The organism is Pseudomonas sp. CBS (genome assembly GCF_024734645.1).
Taxonomy (GTDB): Bacteria; Pseudomonadota; Gammaproteobacteria; order Pseudomonadales; family Pseudomonadaceae; genus Aquipseudomonas.
This window is the reverse complement of record NZ_CP102929.1, coordinates 1,587,899-1,601,943: the sequence shown is the minus strand read 5'-3', so window position 1 is coordinate 1,601,943 and position 14,045 is coordinate 1,587,899. Positions and strand designations below refer to the sequence as shown.

Here is a 14,045-nt window from a genome sequence, read left to right as displayed (position 1 = left end):
CAGCATAGTCGCTAGCCATCGGGAGAAGCTTCATGACAGTTAAACAGATGCGCGCCTTTCTTGCCGTGGCCCAGACCCTAAGCTTTGCGGCGGCCTGTGAGCGTTTGCATCTTTCCCAGTCGGCCTTGAGCCTGACCATAAAAGGTCTGGAGGAAGGCCTCGGCGGGCGCTTGTTCAGCCGCAATACCCGCAATGTCGCGCTGACTCCCGAAGGAGAATCGCTACTGCCCCTGGCCCGGCGCCTGATCGCCGATTGGGACAATGCCGAGGATGAGTTGCGCCAGCGTTTCACCTTGCAGCGCGGGCGGGTGACGGTGGCAGCGATGCCGTCGTTTGCCGGGAACCTACTGCCGCCGATCCTGAAGATTTTTCGGGCGCGCTATCCCCAGGTCAACGTGACGGTGAATGACGTGATCAACGAGCAGGTGCTGGAAATGGTCCGGGATCGCCAGGTGGAGCTTGGCGTGGCGTTTGAGCCTACGGAAAGCTCGTCGCTGGTGTTCACCCCGCTGTATGTGGACCGCTTTGTCGCGGTAGTGCCCGGTGACTCGGCGTTGGCGCGCCGGTCCGATATCGACTGGCACACCCTGCTGGAACAACCCTTCATCACCTTGCAGCGACCGTCCACGGTGCGGGTGATGCTGGAAGAACACCTGAAAGCGCTGGACATGAAGCTGCCGGTCGCCCTGGAGAGCCATCAACTGGCGACGGTGGGCAAGATGGTTGCCAGTGGCTTGGGCGTCAGTGCGGTGCCGGCGTTGTGCGCGCGACAAATGCAGGAGGCAGGCGCCCATTGCATCACCTTGAGCGATCCGGTGATTGAACGGCCGATTGGTGTATTGACCAAGCCGGGGCACGAACTTTCGGCAGCGGCCCAGGCCATGTTTGATATTTTTTGCGATGAAGCGGGGAAGGGGCGTTTTCCGGCGTTGTTGCAATAACAGCCGGCAATAAAAAAGCCTGCTCGTTCAAGCGAGCAGGCTTAAGTGATCAGTGCGTAGTTATCAGCAGTATCTGTCGATTACCTTAACTTGCGAATGGCCTTTAAGGTTCTGCCACTCGGTATTAAGTGTATGAAAGACCTGCTCGATAAAGTTGCGATCAGCGGCGGCTTTCTTGCCGACATAACCCTGGCCGCGGCGGTACATCTTCAGGCGCGCTGCCAGTTCACGGTTATTCCTGTCGAACTCTTCTTCCACGGTATGGGGCGCCAGGCAGTCAATATGGACCTGGCCCGATTTACCAATCCAGAGGATATGGTCGTCGAGCGTGTCTTTCTGCGCTGCGAACATCTCAGCCAATTCATCGATAGTTGGTTGGTTGTTCAGATTCATGTGTAAGCCCCTTGACCAGTTGGCGATCTTTAGTTGATCCATTAAAACTACTAAGTTGTCTCCGGCTCAGAAAACCGGGCGTCAGCGACTGTCTGCCGAATACGGGCAGGGTCTTGAACCGATGCATGTAGTCTTGCTGATGAACTGCTACGCAATGGTTTCATAACGAAGACAAGCAGCGTTTGAGCTCCTTGTACCGATCCTTTCGGGCCGGTCAGCTTCATCAATCTGCCTTGTGGGCAGTGCACATCCGGAAAAAACAGCTCGGCGGTCAGACGAGCTTGTTCAAAACGCTTGTTACCAACGCTCCCGATCCGGGAGACGCTTGAATCATGCAATTACAAAATGGTTACGTCAACGATTATGTAGTGATTATTTTCGAGCACTACATAAATCCCCGTGGGACGGGGATGAGAGCTGAATGCGTGACTTGGGCGTCATTTTTTGTGCGGGTGAGTCTAGGGTTTGGCAACGCTTTTGTGGCGAGGGAGCTTGCTCCCGCTGGGGTGCGAAGCGCCCCCGTCAGGCTGACTGCGGTTTTTCAGGAATAATTCGGTTGCCGGTTTTAGGGCCGCTGCGCAGCCCAGCGGGAGCAAGCTCCCTCGCCACAGAAAAGCAGGATTGGGTTATCCCAGACGTTCTGCCAACAACGGCAGCAGGCGCTCGCAGGAGGCTTCGATCTTGAGTTGCAGCAACTCATCGCCCCGTGTCTTGCCCAGATTGATGGCAATCACAGGCTTGCCCTGCTCAACCATCGCCTTGCACAACCGAAACGCTGAATACGCCATCAACGACGAACCCACCACCAGCAAGCCTTCCGCTTCATCCACGGCTGCCATCGCCTTGGCGGCGGTGCCCTGGGCGACGTTCTCACCGAAAAACACCACATCCGGCTTCAACCGTTGCCCGCCACAATGGGGGCAGCGGGGCACCTGGAAGCGTCCTTCAAAGGCCGGGTCCAGCAGGGTGTCACCGTCCGGTGCCTGAACCGCGTCCACCCCCGCCAGGTACGGATTCTCGGCTTCCATCTGGCGTTGGATCAGATCCCGTTCGCTGGTCTGCTGGCAATCCAGGCACAGCACCCGGTGCAGGCTGCCGTGGAGTTCGATCACATCATGGCTGCCGGCCTGGTCGTGCAGGGTGTCGACGTTCTGGGTGATCAGCCCGGTAATGCGCTGGCGTTGCTGCAGAGTGGCCAGGGCGATATGCGCCGCGTTCGGCTGCGCGACACGCACTCTCGGCCAGCCGAGCATCGCCCGGGCCCAGTAGCGACGGCGTGCCTCCGGGCTTGCGAGGAACTCCTGGTACATCATCGGCGCCTTGCCCCGGCGCACGCCTTCGCTGTCGCGATAATCGGGAATCCCCGAAGAGGTGCTGATACCCGCACCGGTCAGCACCAGGAAGCGCCGTTCGGCCATGGCCCGGTGCAGGTTGTCGAGCTGGTTATCGACTTGATGTTGCAGGGTATCGAGCATGGGTTCCCCAATGATTATTCGCCGCGAATGTATTGCTCCAGCTGTTTGATCAGATCGGCCTGTTCGGCAATCGCTTCCTTGACCAGGTCGCCGATGGACAGCAGGCCAAGCAACTCGCCGTTCTCCACCACAGGCAGGTGCCGCAGATGTCGGTCAGTCATGATCGTCATGCAAGTCTCGACAGTCTGGTGAGTGTCGACGGTGATCACCGGTGAATTCATGATCTCGTGGGCTTTGGTCTTCACCGAAGACAATCCATGGAGGATGACCTTACGGGCATAGTCTCGTTCACTGATGATGCCCACCACCTTCCCGTCCTGGAGCACTGGCAAGGCCCCGACGTTTTTCGAAGCCATCACGATCAAGGCCTCAAATACCGTATGGTCGTGGGGGATGGTGTGGACTTGATGGTTTTGCTGGTCTTTGGACTTCAGCACTTGGGCAACGGTTTTCATGGAGGCCACTCCGGTGTTGTTATTGTTGGGAGGTTAGCAGGCCCTACAGAATCCTGGATGGCCTGCAGCAGGGCAAGGTCCAAAGCGGCATACATCCCGTCGAAAAACGTCATTGTCGCGATTTTTTAGTGCTTCTCAGCCTTTGTTTGCCGGTTTCGCCGCCCGCTTCGGGCTGGTGGCCGTCTTGCGCTTGGCCGGTTTGCGTTTGTTTTTCCACGGTGTAGCGCCACGTCCTGCCGGGCTGGCCGGACCGCTGATGGTCAGGCGCATGCCGGTGCAGCGGGTGACTTGCTTGCTCATCCACGCCGCCTGTTTGGCGACGAACTCTTCCAGGCTCATCTCTCCGCTTTGCACCATGTCCAGTGCCTGCTCCCAGATGGCCGTAGTGCCGGGGTCGGCGATTGCCCGTGGCACTGCATCGATCAGGCTGAACGCGGCAGGCGTTGCCGACAGCGCCTTGCCGTTTTTCACCAGGTAACCGCGATCCAGCAGGCCCTGGATGATCCCGGCGCGGGTGGCTTCGGTGCCGATCCCGGTGGTGTCCTTGAGCTTTTGCTTGAGCAGCGGATCTTCCACCAGCTTGGCGACGTTTTTCATCGCCTTGATCAGGTCGCCTTCGGTGAAGGGCTTGGGCGGCTGGGTCCACAGGTCCTTGAGGTTGACCTTGGCCACCGCGTAATCCTGACCTTGAACCAGTTTTGGCAAGGACTGCGGCGCAGGTGCTTCACGGCCCTTGGCCGGCGCCAATGCTTCCGGCAATGCGCGTTTCCAGCCAGGCTCGACGATGACTTTACCAACTGCCCGCAGGGCTTCACCGGCGCAGTCGAAGTCTGCCTGGGTGCGGTCGTATTCGTGATTGGGCAGGAACTGCGCGAGATAGCGGGCGCGAATCAGGGTGTATACCGCGCGATGCTTGCCGGTCAGTTGCCCGACATCCTTGCCGGCGCCGGTGGGAATAATGCCGTGGTGCGCGCTGACCTTGGCGTCGTTCCAGGCCCGTGAGCGGCGTTGTGGGTCCATGTGCGGCATCAATGCGTTCACTGCCGGATCGGCCCGCCCCAGCGCCGCGAGAATTTTCGGCGCGTCGCCGTGCTGGCTAAGGGGCAGGTAGCCGCAATCGCTGCGCGGGTAGGTAATCACTTTGTGGGTTTCGTAGAGCGACTGCGCAACATCCAGGGTTTCCTGGGCGCCGAGGCCGAGTTTCTTCGAGCAGATTTCCTGCAAGGTGCCGAGGTCGAAGGGCAGGGGCGCCACGTCGCGCATCCGCTCGGTACGCAGTTTGACCAGTCGCGCACTGGCGGCGTTGCTCATGGCGTTGGCCGCGTCCCGGGCAAGCTCCGGATTGAGGCAACGGCCCTGATCGTCACAGGCATCTTCGGTCGCACGCCATTGTGCGGTAAAGGTGATGTTGTCGTGGAGCAAATCCACATCGATGGCCCAATAGGCAACAGGTACAAAGTCGGCAATGCTGCGGTCCCGGTCTACCACCAGGCGCAGGGTCGGGGTTTGCACACGCCCAACCGGCAACACGCCCTGATAGCCGGACTGTTGGCCCAGCAGGGTAAACAGGCGGCTCATGTTCATCCCGATCAGCCAGTCGGCGCGGGAGCGGCCGAGGGCCGAATGGTAGAGGCTGAAGGTTTCAGCACCGGGCTTCAATGAGGCCAGGGCCTTGCGGATGGATGCGTCATCGAGTGCCGAGAGCCACAGCCGCTGGATGGGACCGCGATAACGGCAATGCTCCACCAGCTCCCGGGCGATCATCTCGCCTTCGCGGTCGGCATCGGTGGCGATCACCAGTTCCTGGGCTTCCCCCAGCAGGCGCTTGACTGCCTTGAACTGGCTGGCGGTCTTGGGCTTGACCAGCATCTTCCACTTCTCGGGAATGATTGGCAGGTCGGCCAGCACCCAGCGCTTGTACTTGGCGTCGTAGCTGTCGGGCGGGGCGGTTTCCAGCAGGTGGCCGATGCACCAGGTCACGGTAACGCCTGAACCCAGCCAACAACCGTCGCCACGCCGAGTCGCGCCGAGCACGGCGGCGATATCCTTGGCCTGGGACGGTTTTTCACAGAGGAACAGCCGCATGGTCACCACATTCGTTACGAAATTGAATGGGGAGCAGGATGGGCAATAAATCAGAATTGGGCAACTTTTATCTGGATGGATATACAGCAATTTGTGTGTCTGGTGCTAAACCCAATGTGGGAGCGGGCTTGCTCGCGAAAGCGGTGTATCAGTCAACCTATCCGGCGACTGACACTCCGCTTTCGCGAGCAAGCCCGCTCCCACACTGAATCTCCAGTGTCAGCCGGATCGACGTTTAGTTATTGTCGATATCCACGTTCTTGGTTTCTTTCAGGCAAATCAGCCCCACGATCAGGCTCACTCCGGTAATCACCACCGGGTACCACAAGCCATAGAAGATATCCCCGGTGTACACCACCAGCGCAAACGACACCGTCGGCAGGAACCCACCAAACCAGCCGTTACCAATGTGGTAAGGCAGCGACAACGAGGTGTAGCGGATACGCGTCGGGAACAGCTCCACCATCAGCGCCGCCAGCGGGCCGTAGCACATGGCGGCGATCAGGATCAGCGCGACGATCAGCACCACCACCATGGTTTTGTTGACTTGCGCCACGTCAGCCGACTGCGGATAACCCGCCAGCGTCACCGCGCCTTTCAGGGCGGCTTCGTCGTAACCATCGATACGCACATCACCCACGCTCACCTGCACCGCACTGCCGGCCGGGGCGGCCGCGCTTTCGTACGGCAGGCCCTGTTTCACCAGGAACGTCTTGACCTTGTCGCACGGACTGTCAAACCGCGCCTTGCCCACCGGGTCGAACTGGAAGGTGCAGGTGGCTGGGTCCGCCAACACCGTGATCGGTGACTGGCGGCTCGCATGGTCCATCGCCGGGTTGGTGTAGTGGGCCAGGCCTTTGAAGATCGGGAAGTACAGCGCGGTGGCCAGCAGCAGGCCGACCATCAACACCGGCTTGCGCCCCAGCTTGTCCGAGAGCCAGCCGAAGAAGATGAAGAACGGCGCGCCAATCACCACGCTGATGATCAGCAGCATGTTGGCCAGTGCCGGGTCCATCTTCAGAAACTGCGTGAGGAAGAACAGCACATAAAACTGCGCGGCATAGAACGTCACCGCTTGCCCGGCGTTGATGCTGAACAGCGCAATCAGCACGATCTTGAGGTTTTCCCATTTGCCGAACGACTCGCGGATCGGCGCCTTGCTGGCCTTGCCTTCCTCTTTCATTTTCAGGAACGCCGGCGACTCGTGCAGGCTCAGGCGGATCCAGGTGGAGATGCCCAACAGCACGATCGACAGCAGGAACGGCAGGCGCCAGCCCCACACTTCAAACTGGTCGCCGGTGAAGTAACGGCACGCCAGCACCACCAGCAGCGACAGCAACAGGCCGAGGGTAGCGGTGGATTGAATCCAGCTGGTGTGGAAGCCACGTTTGCCCGCCGGTGCATGCTCGGCCACGTAAGTGGCTGCGCCGCCGTACTCGCCGCCCAGCGCCAGGCCCTGGAGCATGCGCAGTGCCACGAGGATGATCGGTGCGGCGATGCCGATGCTTGAATAGGTCGGTAGCAGGCCCACGCAGAAGGTTGCCAGGCCCATCAGGACGATGGTGGCGAGGAAGGTGTACTTGCGGCCGATCATGTCCCCCAGCCGACCGAACACCAGGGCGCCGAACGGGCGCACCACAAAGCCGGCCGCGAAGGCCATCAGGGCGAAGATAAACGCCGTGGTGTCGTTGACCCCGGCAAAGAACTGCTTGCTGATCACCGCCGCGAGGGCGCCGTAGAGGAAAAAGTCATACCACTCGAACACCGTCCCGAGGGAGGAGGCGAAGATGACTTTCTGCGTGTCGTTGCTCGAGCGTGCGCCGAGTGCCGGGTCCAGGGGTTGAGCGTGTTCTGACATTGGGTAGCCCTCACAGTGATTATTTATTGTTGTTCCACTGTCGGCGCCAGTTTCAGCGCCGCTATTCCACTGTAGGAGCGAGCTTGCTCGCGAAAAACGTCAACGATAACGCGTGCATTCTGGATTAACGCGGTGTCTTTGCGTTCTTCGCGAGCAAGCCCGCTCCCACAGGTCTAGCCGGTAAGGTAAGTTCAAGCCGGTAAGGTCAGTTCTTTCTCCGGGGCGAGGCTCCTTGTGTTCGGCGAAAGGATAAGCTGCGCGGCTTTTTCCGCGATCATCAGCGTGGGTGAGCAGGTGTTGCCGGAAGTAATGCGTGGCATGACTGACGCGTCGGCGATGCGCAGGCCCGGAACGCCGTGCACCCGCAGTTGCGCGTCGACCACGGCGTCCTTGTCGCTGCCCATGCGGCAGGTGCCCACCGGATGGAAAATCGTGGTGCCGATGCGGGCGGCGGCCTCTTGCAGTTGTTCGTCGGTTTGCAGTGCTTCGCCGGGCAGGTATTCCACCGGGTTGAATTGCTTCAGGGCCGGCGCCGAAACGATCCGACGGGTCAGGCGAATGGCGTCGGCGGCCACCCGCAGGTCTTCCGGGTGGCTGAGGTAGTTGGGGCGGATCAACGGCGCGTCTGCCGGGTTGGCCGAGCGAATGTCGATGCGGCCACGGCTTTGCGGGCGCAGGTCACACACCGAGGCGGTGAAGGCCGGAAAGGCGTGCAGCGGTTCGCCGAAGCGCTCCAGGGACAGCGGTTGCACGTGGTATTCGAGGTTGGCCGACGTCTGTTCCGGCCCCGAGCGGGCGAACGCGCCCAACTGGCTGGGGGCCATGGACAGCGGGCCGCTGCGGTCGTACAGGTAGCGCAGGCCCATGCCCATCTTGCCCAGCACGGTGCCCGCAATCTGGTTAAGGGTGCGGGCGTTTTCCAGCTTGTAGATCAGGCGCAGTTGCAGGTGATCCTGCAGGTTGCCCCCGACGCCGGACAACTCGTGCAGCACCTCGATACCCAAGGGCTTGAGCACGCTGGAAGGGCCGATGCCGGAGCGTTGCAGGATGCCGGGCGAACCGACGGATCCCGCGCACAGGATGATTTCCTTGCGCGCCCGCCATGTGACGGCCTGGCCTTGCTGGCGAGCAACCACTGAGGTGGCGCGACCGTTCTCCAGCAACACGCGGTCGACTTCAACCTCCGTCATCACCGTCAGGTTGGGCCGCTGGCGGATCGGTTTGAGAAAAGCCTTGGCCGCATTCCAGCGCACCCCGGATTTCTGATTGACCTGGAAATAGCCGCAGCCTTCGTTGTCGCCCTGGTTGAAGTCGCTGATGCTCTCGATACCACTCTGCTGCGCTGCATCGCGAAACGCGTCGAGGATCGGCCAGTGCAGGCGCTGTTGTTCTACCCGCCACTCTCCGCCATCGCTGTGGAATTCCGAGGCGCCGGCAAAATGGTTTTCGCTTTGCTTGAACAGTGGCAGCACATCTTTCCAGGCCCAGCCGGGATTGTCCTCGGCCCAGCCGTCGTAATCCCGGGCCTGGCCGCGCATGTAGATCATGCCGTTGATCGACGAACAACCGCCCAGCACCTTGCCCCGTGGATAGCTCAGCGCACGGCCTTGCAAGCCTTCCTGGGCTTCGGTCTTGAAGCACCAGTCGGTGCGTGGGTTGCCGATGCAGAACAGGTAGCCGACGGGAATATGGATCCAGGGATAATTATCGCGACCGCCGGCTTCAAGCAGCAGCACGCGATGGGCAGGGTTGGCAGACAGTCGATTCGCCAGCAGGCAGCCTGCGGGGCCGGCGCCTACCACCACGTAATCGTATTCAGCAGCTGCAGAATGCATCTGTGACCTCGCTTGTTTTTCTTATTGGCTCCATCCTAGTTGTTAGTTTTCGTCTTAAAAATGTTAGTTTTTACCCAGCTGCTGTGCGTTTTTAGACAGCGATGCTTTCAAGGTGGAGAGCGGAGGCGATATGTTCGACTGGAATGATCTGCGGTTCTTTCTCGAGTTACAGCGTAGCGGACGCCTGCTCACGGCGGCGCAACGTTTGAAAACTACTCACGCCACTGTGGCCCGGCACATCGAGGCCATCGAGAAAAGCCTCGGCACCGCGCTGTTCGTGCAGCACGCACAGGGCTACGAACTCACGCCTTCCGGCGAAGCCCTGCTCAAACACGCCGAAGCCATGGAAAACGTGGCACTGCTGGCCGAAGAAGAACTGACCCATTCCGCCGCGCCCCTGGGCAAGATTCGCCTGGGCGTGGCTGAAGGTCTGGGGGTGATGTTTCTCGCCAGTCGCATGGGCGGCCTGTTCGAACGCTACCCCGGCCTGGAAGTGGAACTGCTGGCGGTGCCGCGCTTCGTCAGCATCCTCAACCGCGAAGCGGAAATCAGCATCCACCTCGAACGCCCCAGCGTCGACCAACTGGTGACCCGCAAACTCACCGACTACCGCCTGGCGCTCTACGCCAGCCGCAGCTACCTGGACCGTACGCCACCGATTGAAAAGCGTGAGGATTTGGCCGTCCACGCCTGGATCGATTACGTCGACGATTTGCTGTTCAGCCAGGAACTGAAATTCCTCAGCAGCTTCTGCCGCAACCCCAAAGTGGTGTTCCACAGCACCAGCGTAATCGCCCAACACCAGGCCGCGCGCTCGGGGTTGGGGATTGCCGTATTACCATGCTTCATGGCCGCGAGCGACCCGGACCTGGTGCCGCTGCTGCCGGGGGAGAGCATCCAGCGCAGCTACTGGATCAGCTCCCGGCGCGAGTTGCACAAGTCGGTAAGGTTGCGGGTGTTGTGGGATTACCTGGTGGAACTGTGCGCGCGGGAGCAAGGGGTTTTGTTGGGGGAGGGTTAGAGCTTCACCACCTGATGCACCTGCTCACCACAGGCCCGGATCTCATTGATCATCTTTTCAAACGGCGCGCTGACAATTTCATCGTGGGTCAGCCAGCGTATCTTCTGCACCAAGAGGTAGTGATAACGCCATTCATCCTTGACGCGTTCACCCGTCAGGTCCAGGTCGTACCACGGCGAGTGCACCTGGCAGGCCTTGATGTCCTTGTCGATCTGGCCACCCGACAGTGCGATGGTGTAATCCAGCGTCTCGGGGTTGCCTATGTACAAGTCGGCCAGTTGCCCGTTGCGGCGATAGTTGAGCAGCCCGTCCCATTTTTCCTGCAGCAAGGCATCGTTGTAGACGTGGTCGTTGCCCAGCGGCTCCAGGGGCCGCATGTCCGTCAGGGTGGCGCTGACCTTGTAGCTGGCCGGGATCAAAAAGGCCGTGTCGGGGCGCTCGACCTGGCAGTCGGTGATCTGTTTGCCAAAGTTGTCGCAGATGTTCTGGTCGCTGGCGGTGGAGCCTTGCTGGCGGTCGGCGAGGCTCAGTTGCATCAGCGGCATACCGCGAAAATCAACGGTGGCCGAGACGCGGGCGGTGCCCTGGGCGTCGAAGCGTTCCTGCTTGTCGAGGATCAATGTGGTGGCGGCAGGTTGCAGCGGAATGTGTTCTTCACGTACCTGGCCCTCGGCATTGGTCACCAGCACCCAGCGGTCCTGGATATCGGGCAGGGTCTGGCCTGGGGCGAAGACTGGGTTGGTCGGGTCCAGCCACCACACCTGGCCATCGACTTCGGCGCGGACAATGGCGTGGTTCGGCGCGCCGGTGCCGGGAATCAGCAGCGGGTTGACCACATCACCACGGCTGACCCAGGCGGGTTCGGCCTTGATTCCGCTGGCCTTGAGCATGGCCGCGAGCAGCGTCGAAAGGTCTTTGCAGTCGCCGTAGCCGTGCTGTTCGATCTCCGCCAGGTTGAAGGGTACATAGCCGCGATCCGAGGCGCGCCAATCGCCCAGGTAACGGTAGTGGTCGTTGATGTGCTGCATCAGGCCGGCCACTTGCTGCGCCGGCGGCAGGCCGCGAACGGCGGCCACGGCGGCGGCGCCCTGGGGCGGCAGCTTGGCGCTGAGGATCTGGTTGTAGCGTTCGGCGAAGTTGCCGAAGTACTGCTGGCGGTCCAGGGAGCTGCCGACTTCGATGCGCGGGGCGTGGCGAATGTAGGCGTTGGCGGATTCGTTGATGTAGCTGAGGTAGGTCGGAGCCTTTTGCACCACGTCCAGAGTCTTGCGATTGGCCGATGGGGTAATGCTGAAACCCTCCATCAGTTCGCTGCGCCACTCGATGGGCCGCTCGGCGGTGAAGCGTGCCTTGAAGTGGTCGCGCCGTGCGGCGCTGGGGCCGAACTGCAAGGCGTAGTAGAACTCGGTCATCAGCGGTTTGGCGGGATAATGTTCGCGCACCGTGTAGCGGATTTGCGTGCCGACCCGCAGGTTGGGGAATGCCAGCGAGGTCTGTTTTTCCCGGGAGAATCCCTGGTCAGGATTGGGGGCGGTGCGGGTGTCGATTTGTGCCTGATCCAGCGGCACCGGTTTGCCGCCGGGCTGGGTGGACTCGGCCTTGACCAGTTCAAAGCCGTCCTCTTCCTGATAGCTGAAGTCGATCCGCGAGAGCATTTCCCGGCCACTCGGCTTGAGGATGGTGTAGTGGTAGCGCGTGGTGCAGTCGACGCTGGCGTCGCGGTTGAAGTGGCAATGCAGCTCGGTGTCACTGGCCAGCGGGGCTTCGGCCATCGGTTGCAGGGCGGCAAACGCGCTGTGGCTGGCAAGCCCCCAGCTGATGCAGATCAGGGGACGGTAAAACGAAAAACGGTGCATGGGCGCCTCAGGTGGAACATTGACACAAGTACCCTAGGGGTACCGAGAAGGCGCCGGATGATAATGGATCGCAACACGAATGCCTAGCATTGTCGGACAATTATTTTCGCTGAAAGGCCCGAGATAGAGCCTTCGTTAATGTTTTAAAGATTATTTTGTGAGCTCAAACTCGACACTTCCCAGTCGTTCGCCGTTCACCAGCACGTGCACCGCGTGCTTGCCGGGATAGTGCTTGCGCGTGGTCAATTCACGAATATGTTGGCCACGGCTGATGGCGTGATGTTCCCCGGCGCCCAGGGTAAACGCCTTGAGCTTGAACACCTTGGACGCACTGTGACCGGCGCTTTTCACATAGTCGATGGCGTAGTCGACCACCAACTTTTGTGGGTGGTTGGCGATGGATTCCAGGCTGAAGGACAGGTTGATCCGGTCCCCCAGGTTAATCACCGCCGGTTCGACTTTCAGCTGATGGAGCTTCACCTCGGCCTTGGCCCCGGCGCCCATGATCGTCAGCGCCCGGGTGTTGCCTTGCTTGATCAAACTGCGCAAGGCGTGGCGGGCGATCCAGGCGGTGTGGGGATTGTCCAGAGACCAGCCTTCGATCAAGGTCAGCACCCAGTCGGGATGGTCCTTGGTGATGTCGTTGAGGTGGTTGACCACCGACTTGCGCACGTAGAGGCTGCTGTCGGCCTTGAGGTTATCGAGGATCGAGGCGCACAGGTTCGGGTCGGCCTGCACCTCGGCCAGGCGGAACGACCATGGCAGCCGTGGCCGTGAACCTTCACTGGCGAGGCGTCGTACGTGTTCGTTGTCATCCAGCGACCACTGTTGCATCACCGCCAGGGTGCGCTTGAAATCCTTCAGCAGGAAATACCGCACGGCAAACTCGGCAGAGCCGAAAGTGGTGAAGTACTTGAGCGCCGCCATGGAGCGCTTGAAATCATCGCCGCCGTAGCTGGCAACGTAGTGGGGCAGGGACAGGCTGACAAACGCACTGTTCAGGCGGGGCGCGAGGGCATACAGCAACTTCAGCGTCTGGGGGTAATCCAGCGGGATCAAGGCGTGCAGGCTTTCGCTGACCCGCGCCATGCGCTGCATCACCGACAAGTCCGCGAGCCCGGCCTTGGCGTGTTTGAGAAAGCCCTTGGCGTCGAATGCCGGGTACACCGCAGTCATTTCAGTGGCGATGTGTTGCAGGCGTTCGGCGTTGAAGATTTCCTTCAGGGCCGGGGCGCTTTGGTCGGTCATGGGCACGTCCGCAGATGAATTTAGCCATCAGATTACATGCAAAACCCCATATCGCACGCCCCACATCGTAGCAGCTGTCGAGCCTTGGCGAGGCTGCGTCAGCGGTGTATCAGACACACCGCGAACGCAGCCTCGCCAAGGCTCGACAGCTGCTACGGGGAGAGGTTGAGGGGTTAGAGGTGCCAGCGATATTCCCGCGCATGAATTTCCAGCGGAATCACGGCGTGCAGGCATTTGGCGTTGAAGATTTCCTCCAGGACCGGGGGGCTTTGGTCGGTCATGGGCACGTCCGCAGATGAAGTTGGCCATCAGATTACATGCAAAACCCCATATCACAGGCCCCACGTCGTAGCAGCTGTCGAGCCTTGGCGAGGCTGCGTCTGCGGTGTGTCTGATACACCGCGGACGCAGCCTCGCCAAGGCTCGACAGCTGCTACGGGGAGAGGTGGAGGGGTTAGAGGTACCAGCGATATTCCCGCGCATGAATTTCCAGCGGAATCACGGCATTCGGCGTTGAGGATTTCCTTTAGGGCCGGTGCGCTTTGGTCGGTCATGGGCACGTCCGCAGATGAAATTGACCATCAGAGTACATGCAAAACCCCATATCGCACGCCCCACGTCGTAGCAGCTGTCGAGCCTTGGCGAGGCTGCGTTGGCGGTGTGTCTGATAGACCGCGAACGCAGCCTCGCCAAGGCTCGACAGCTGCTACGGGGAGAGGTGGAGGGGTTAGAGGTACCAGCGATATTCCCGCGCATGAATTTCCAGCGGAATCACGGCATTCGGCGTTGAGGATTTCCTTCAGGGCCGGTGCGCTTTGGTCGGTCATGGGCACGTCCGCAGATGAAGTTAGCCATCAGAGTACATGCAAAACCCCATA

Annotated in this window: 10 protein-coding genes; 2 read left to right on the top strand and 8 right to left on the bottom strand. The window is 60.6% G+C overall.

Annotated features, from left to right (window positions below; genetic code table 11):
* Positions 1 to 32: 32 nt before the first annotated feature.
* Positions 33 to 941 carry a LysR family transcriptional regulator gene (locus NVB75_RS07210; protein WP_093198416.1) on the top strand — a complete coding sequence of 303 codons (909 nt, stop codon included), beginning with the start codon at positions 33 to 35 and terminating at the stop codon, positions 939 to 941.
* A gap of 63 nt (positions 942 to 1,004) precedes the next feature.
* Here NVB75_RS07210 and NVB75_RS07205 read toward each other — a convergent pair whose 3' ends face one another.
* From NVB75_RS07205 to NVB75_RS07180, 6 genes are all read right to left on the bottom strand, one after another.
* Positions 1,005 to 1,334 (bottom strand): hypothetical protein, encoded by a 330-nt coding sequence (locus NVB75_RS07205; protein ID WP_003211618.1) that lies wholly within the window; start codon positions 1,332 to 1,334, stop codon positions 1,005 to 1,007.
* A gap of 626 nt (positions 1,335 to 1,960) precedes the next feature.
* Positions 1,961 to 2,809: an NAD-dependent protein deacetylase gene (locus NVB75_RS07200; RefSeq protein WP_258346633.1), complete on the bottom strand. Its 849-nt coding sequence runs from the start codon at positions 2,807 to 2,809 to the stop codon at positions 1,961 to 1,963.
* A 14-nt stretch (positions 2,810 to 2,823) separates the two neighbouring features.
* Positions 2,824 to 3,264 (bottom strand): CBS domain-containing protein, encoded by a 441-nt coding sequence (locus NVB75_RS07195; RefSeq protein ID WP_258346632.1) that lies wholly within the window; start codon positions 3,262 to 3,264, stop codon positions 2,824 to 2,826.
* A gap of 135 nt (positions 3,265 to 3,399) precedes the next feature.
* Positions 3,400 to 5,349, bottom strand: a complete 1,950-nt coding sequence (locus tag NVB75_RS07190) for a DNA topoisomerase III (RefSeq protein WP_258346631.1) — start codon at positions 5,347 to 5,349, stop codon at positions 3,400 to 3,402.
* Positions 5,350 to 5,584: 235 nt separating this feature from the next.
* Entirely contained in the window at positions 5,585 to 7,207 is a 1,623-nt protein-coding gene (locus NVB75_RS07185; RefSeq protein ID WP_258346630.1) for an MFS transporter, read from the bottom strand.
* A gap of 191 nt (positions 7,208 to 7,398) precedes the next feature.
* Positions 7,399 to 9,042 (bottom strand): GMC family oxidoreductase, encoded by a 1,644-nt coding sequence (locus NVB75_RS07180; RefSeq protein ID WP_258346629.1) that lies wholly within the window; start codon positions 9,040 to 9,042, stop codon positions 7,399 to 7,401.
* A gap of 130 nt (positions 9,043 to 9,172) precedes the next feature.
* On the opposite strand from NVB75_RS07180, the gene NVB75_RS07175 reads away from it, so the two are divergent.
* Positions 9,173 to 10,063, top strand: coding sequence for a LysR family transcriptional regulator (locus tag NVB75_RS07175; RefSeq protein WP_010172253.1), 891 nt, complete (start codon positions 9,173 to 9,175; stop codon positions 10,061 to 10,063).
* Here NVB75_RS07175 and NVB75_RS07170 read toward each other — a convergent pair.
* Positions 10,060 to 11,919: a DUF3857 domain-containing transglutaminase family protein gene (locus NVB75_RS07170; protein ID WP_258346628.1), complete on the bottom strand. Its 1,860-nt coding sequence runs from the start codon at positions 11,917 to 11,919 to the stop codon at positions 10,060 to 10,062. The genes NVB75_RS07175 and NVB75_RS07170 overlap by 4 nt on opposite strands.
* A 150-nt stretch (positions 11,920 to 12,069) precedes the next feature.
* Positions 12,070 to 13,167 (bottom strand): DNA alkylation repair protein, encoded by a 1,098-nt coding sequence (locus tag NVB75_RS07165; RefSeq protein WP_258346627.1) that lies wholly within the window; start codon positions 13,165 to 13,167, stop codon positions 12,070 to 12,072.
* Positions 13,168 to 14,045 lie beyond the last annotated feature (878 nt).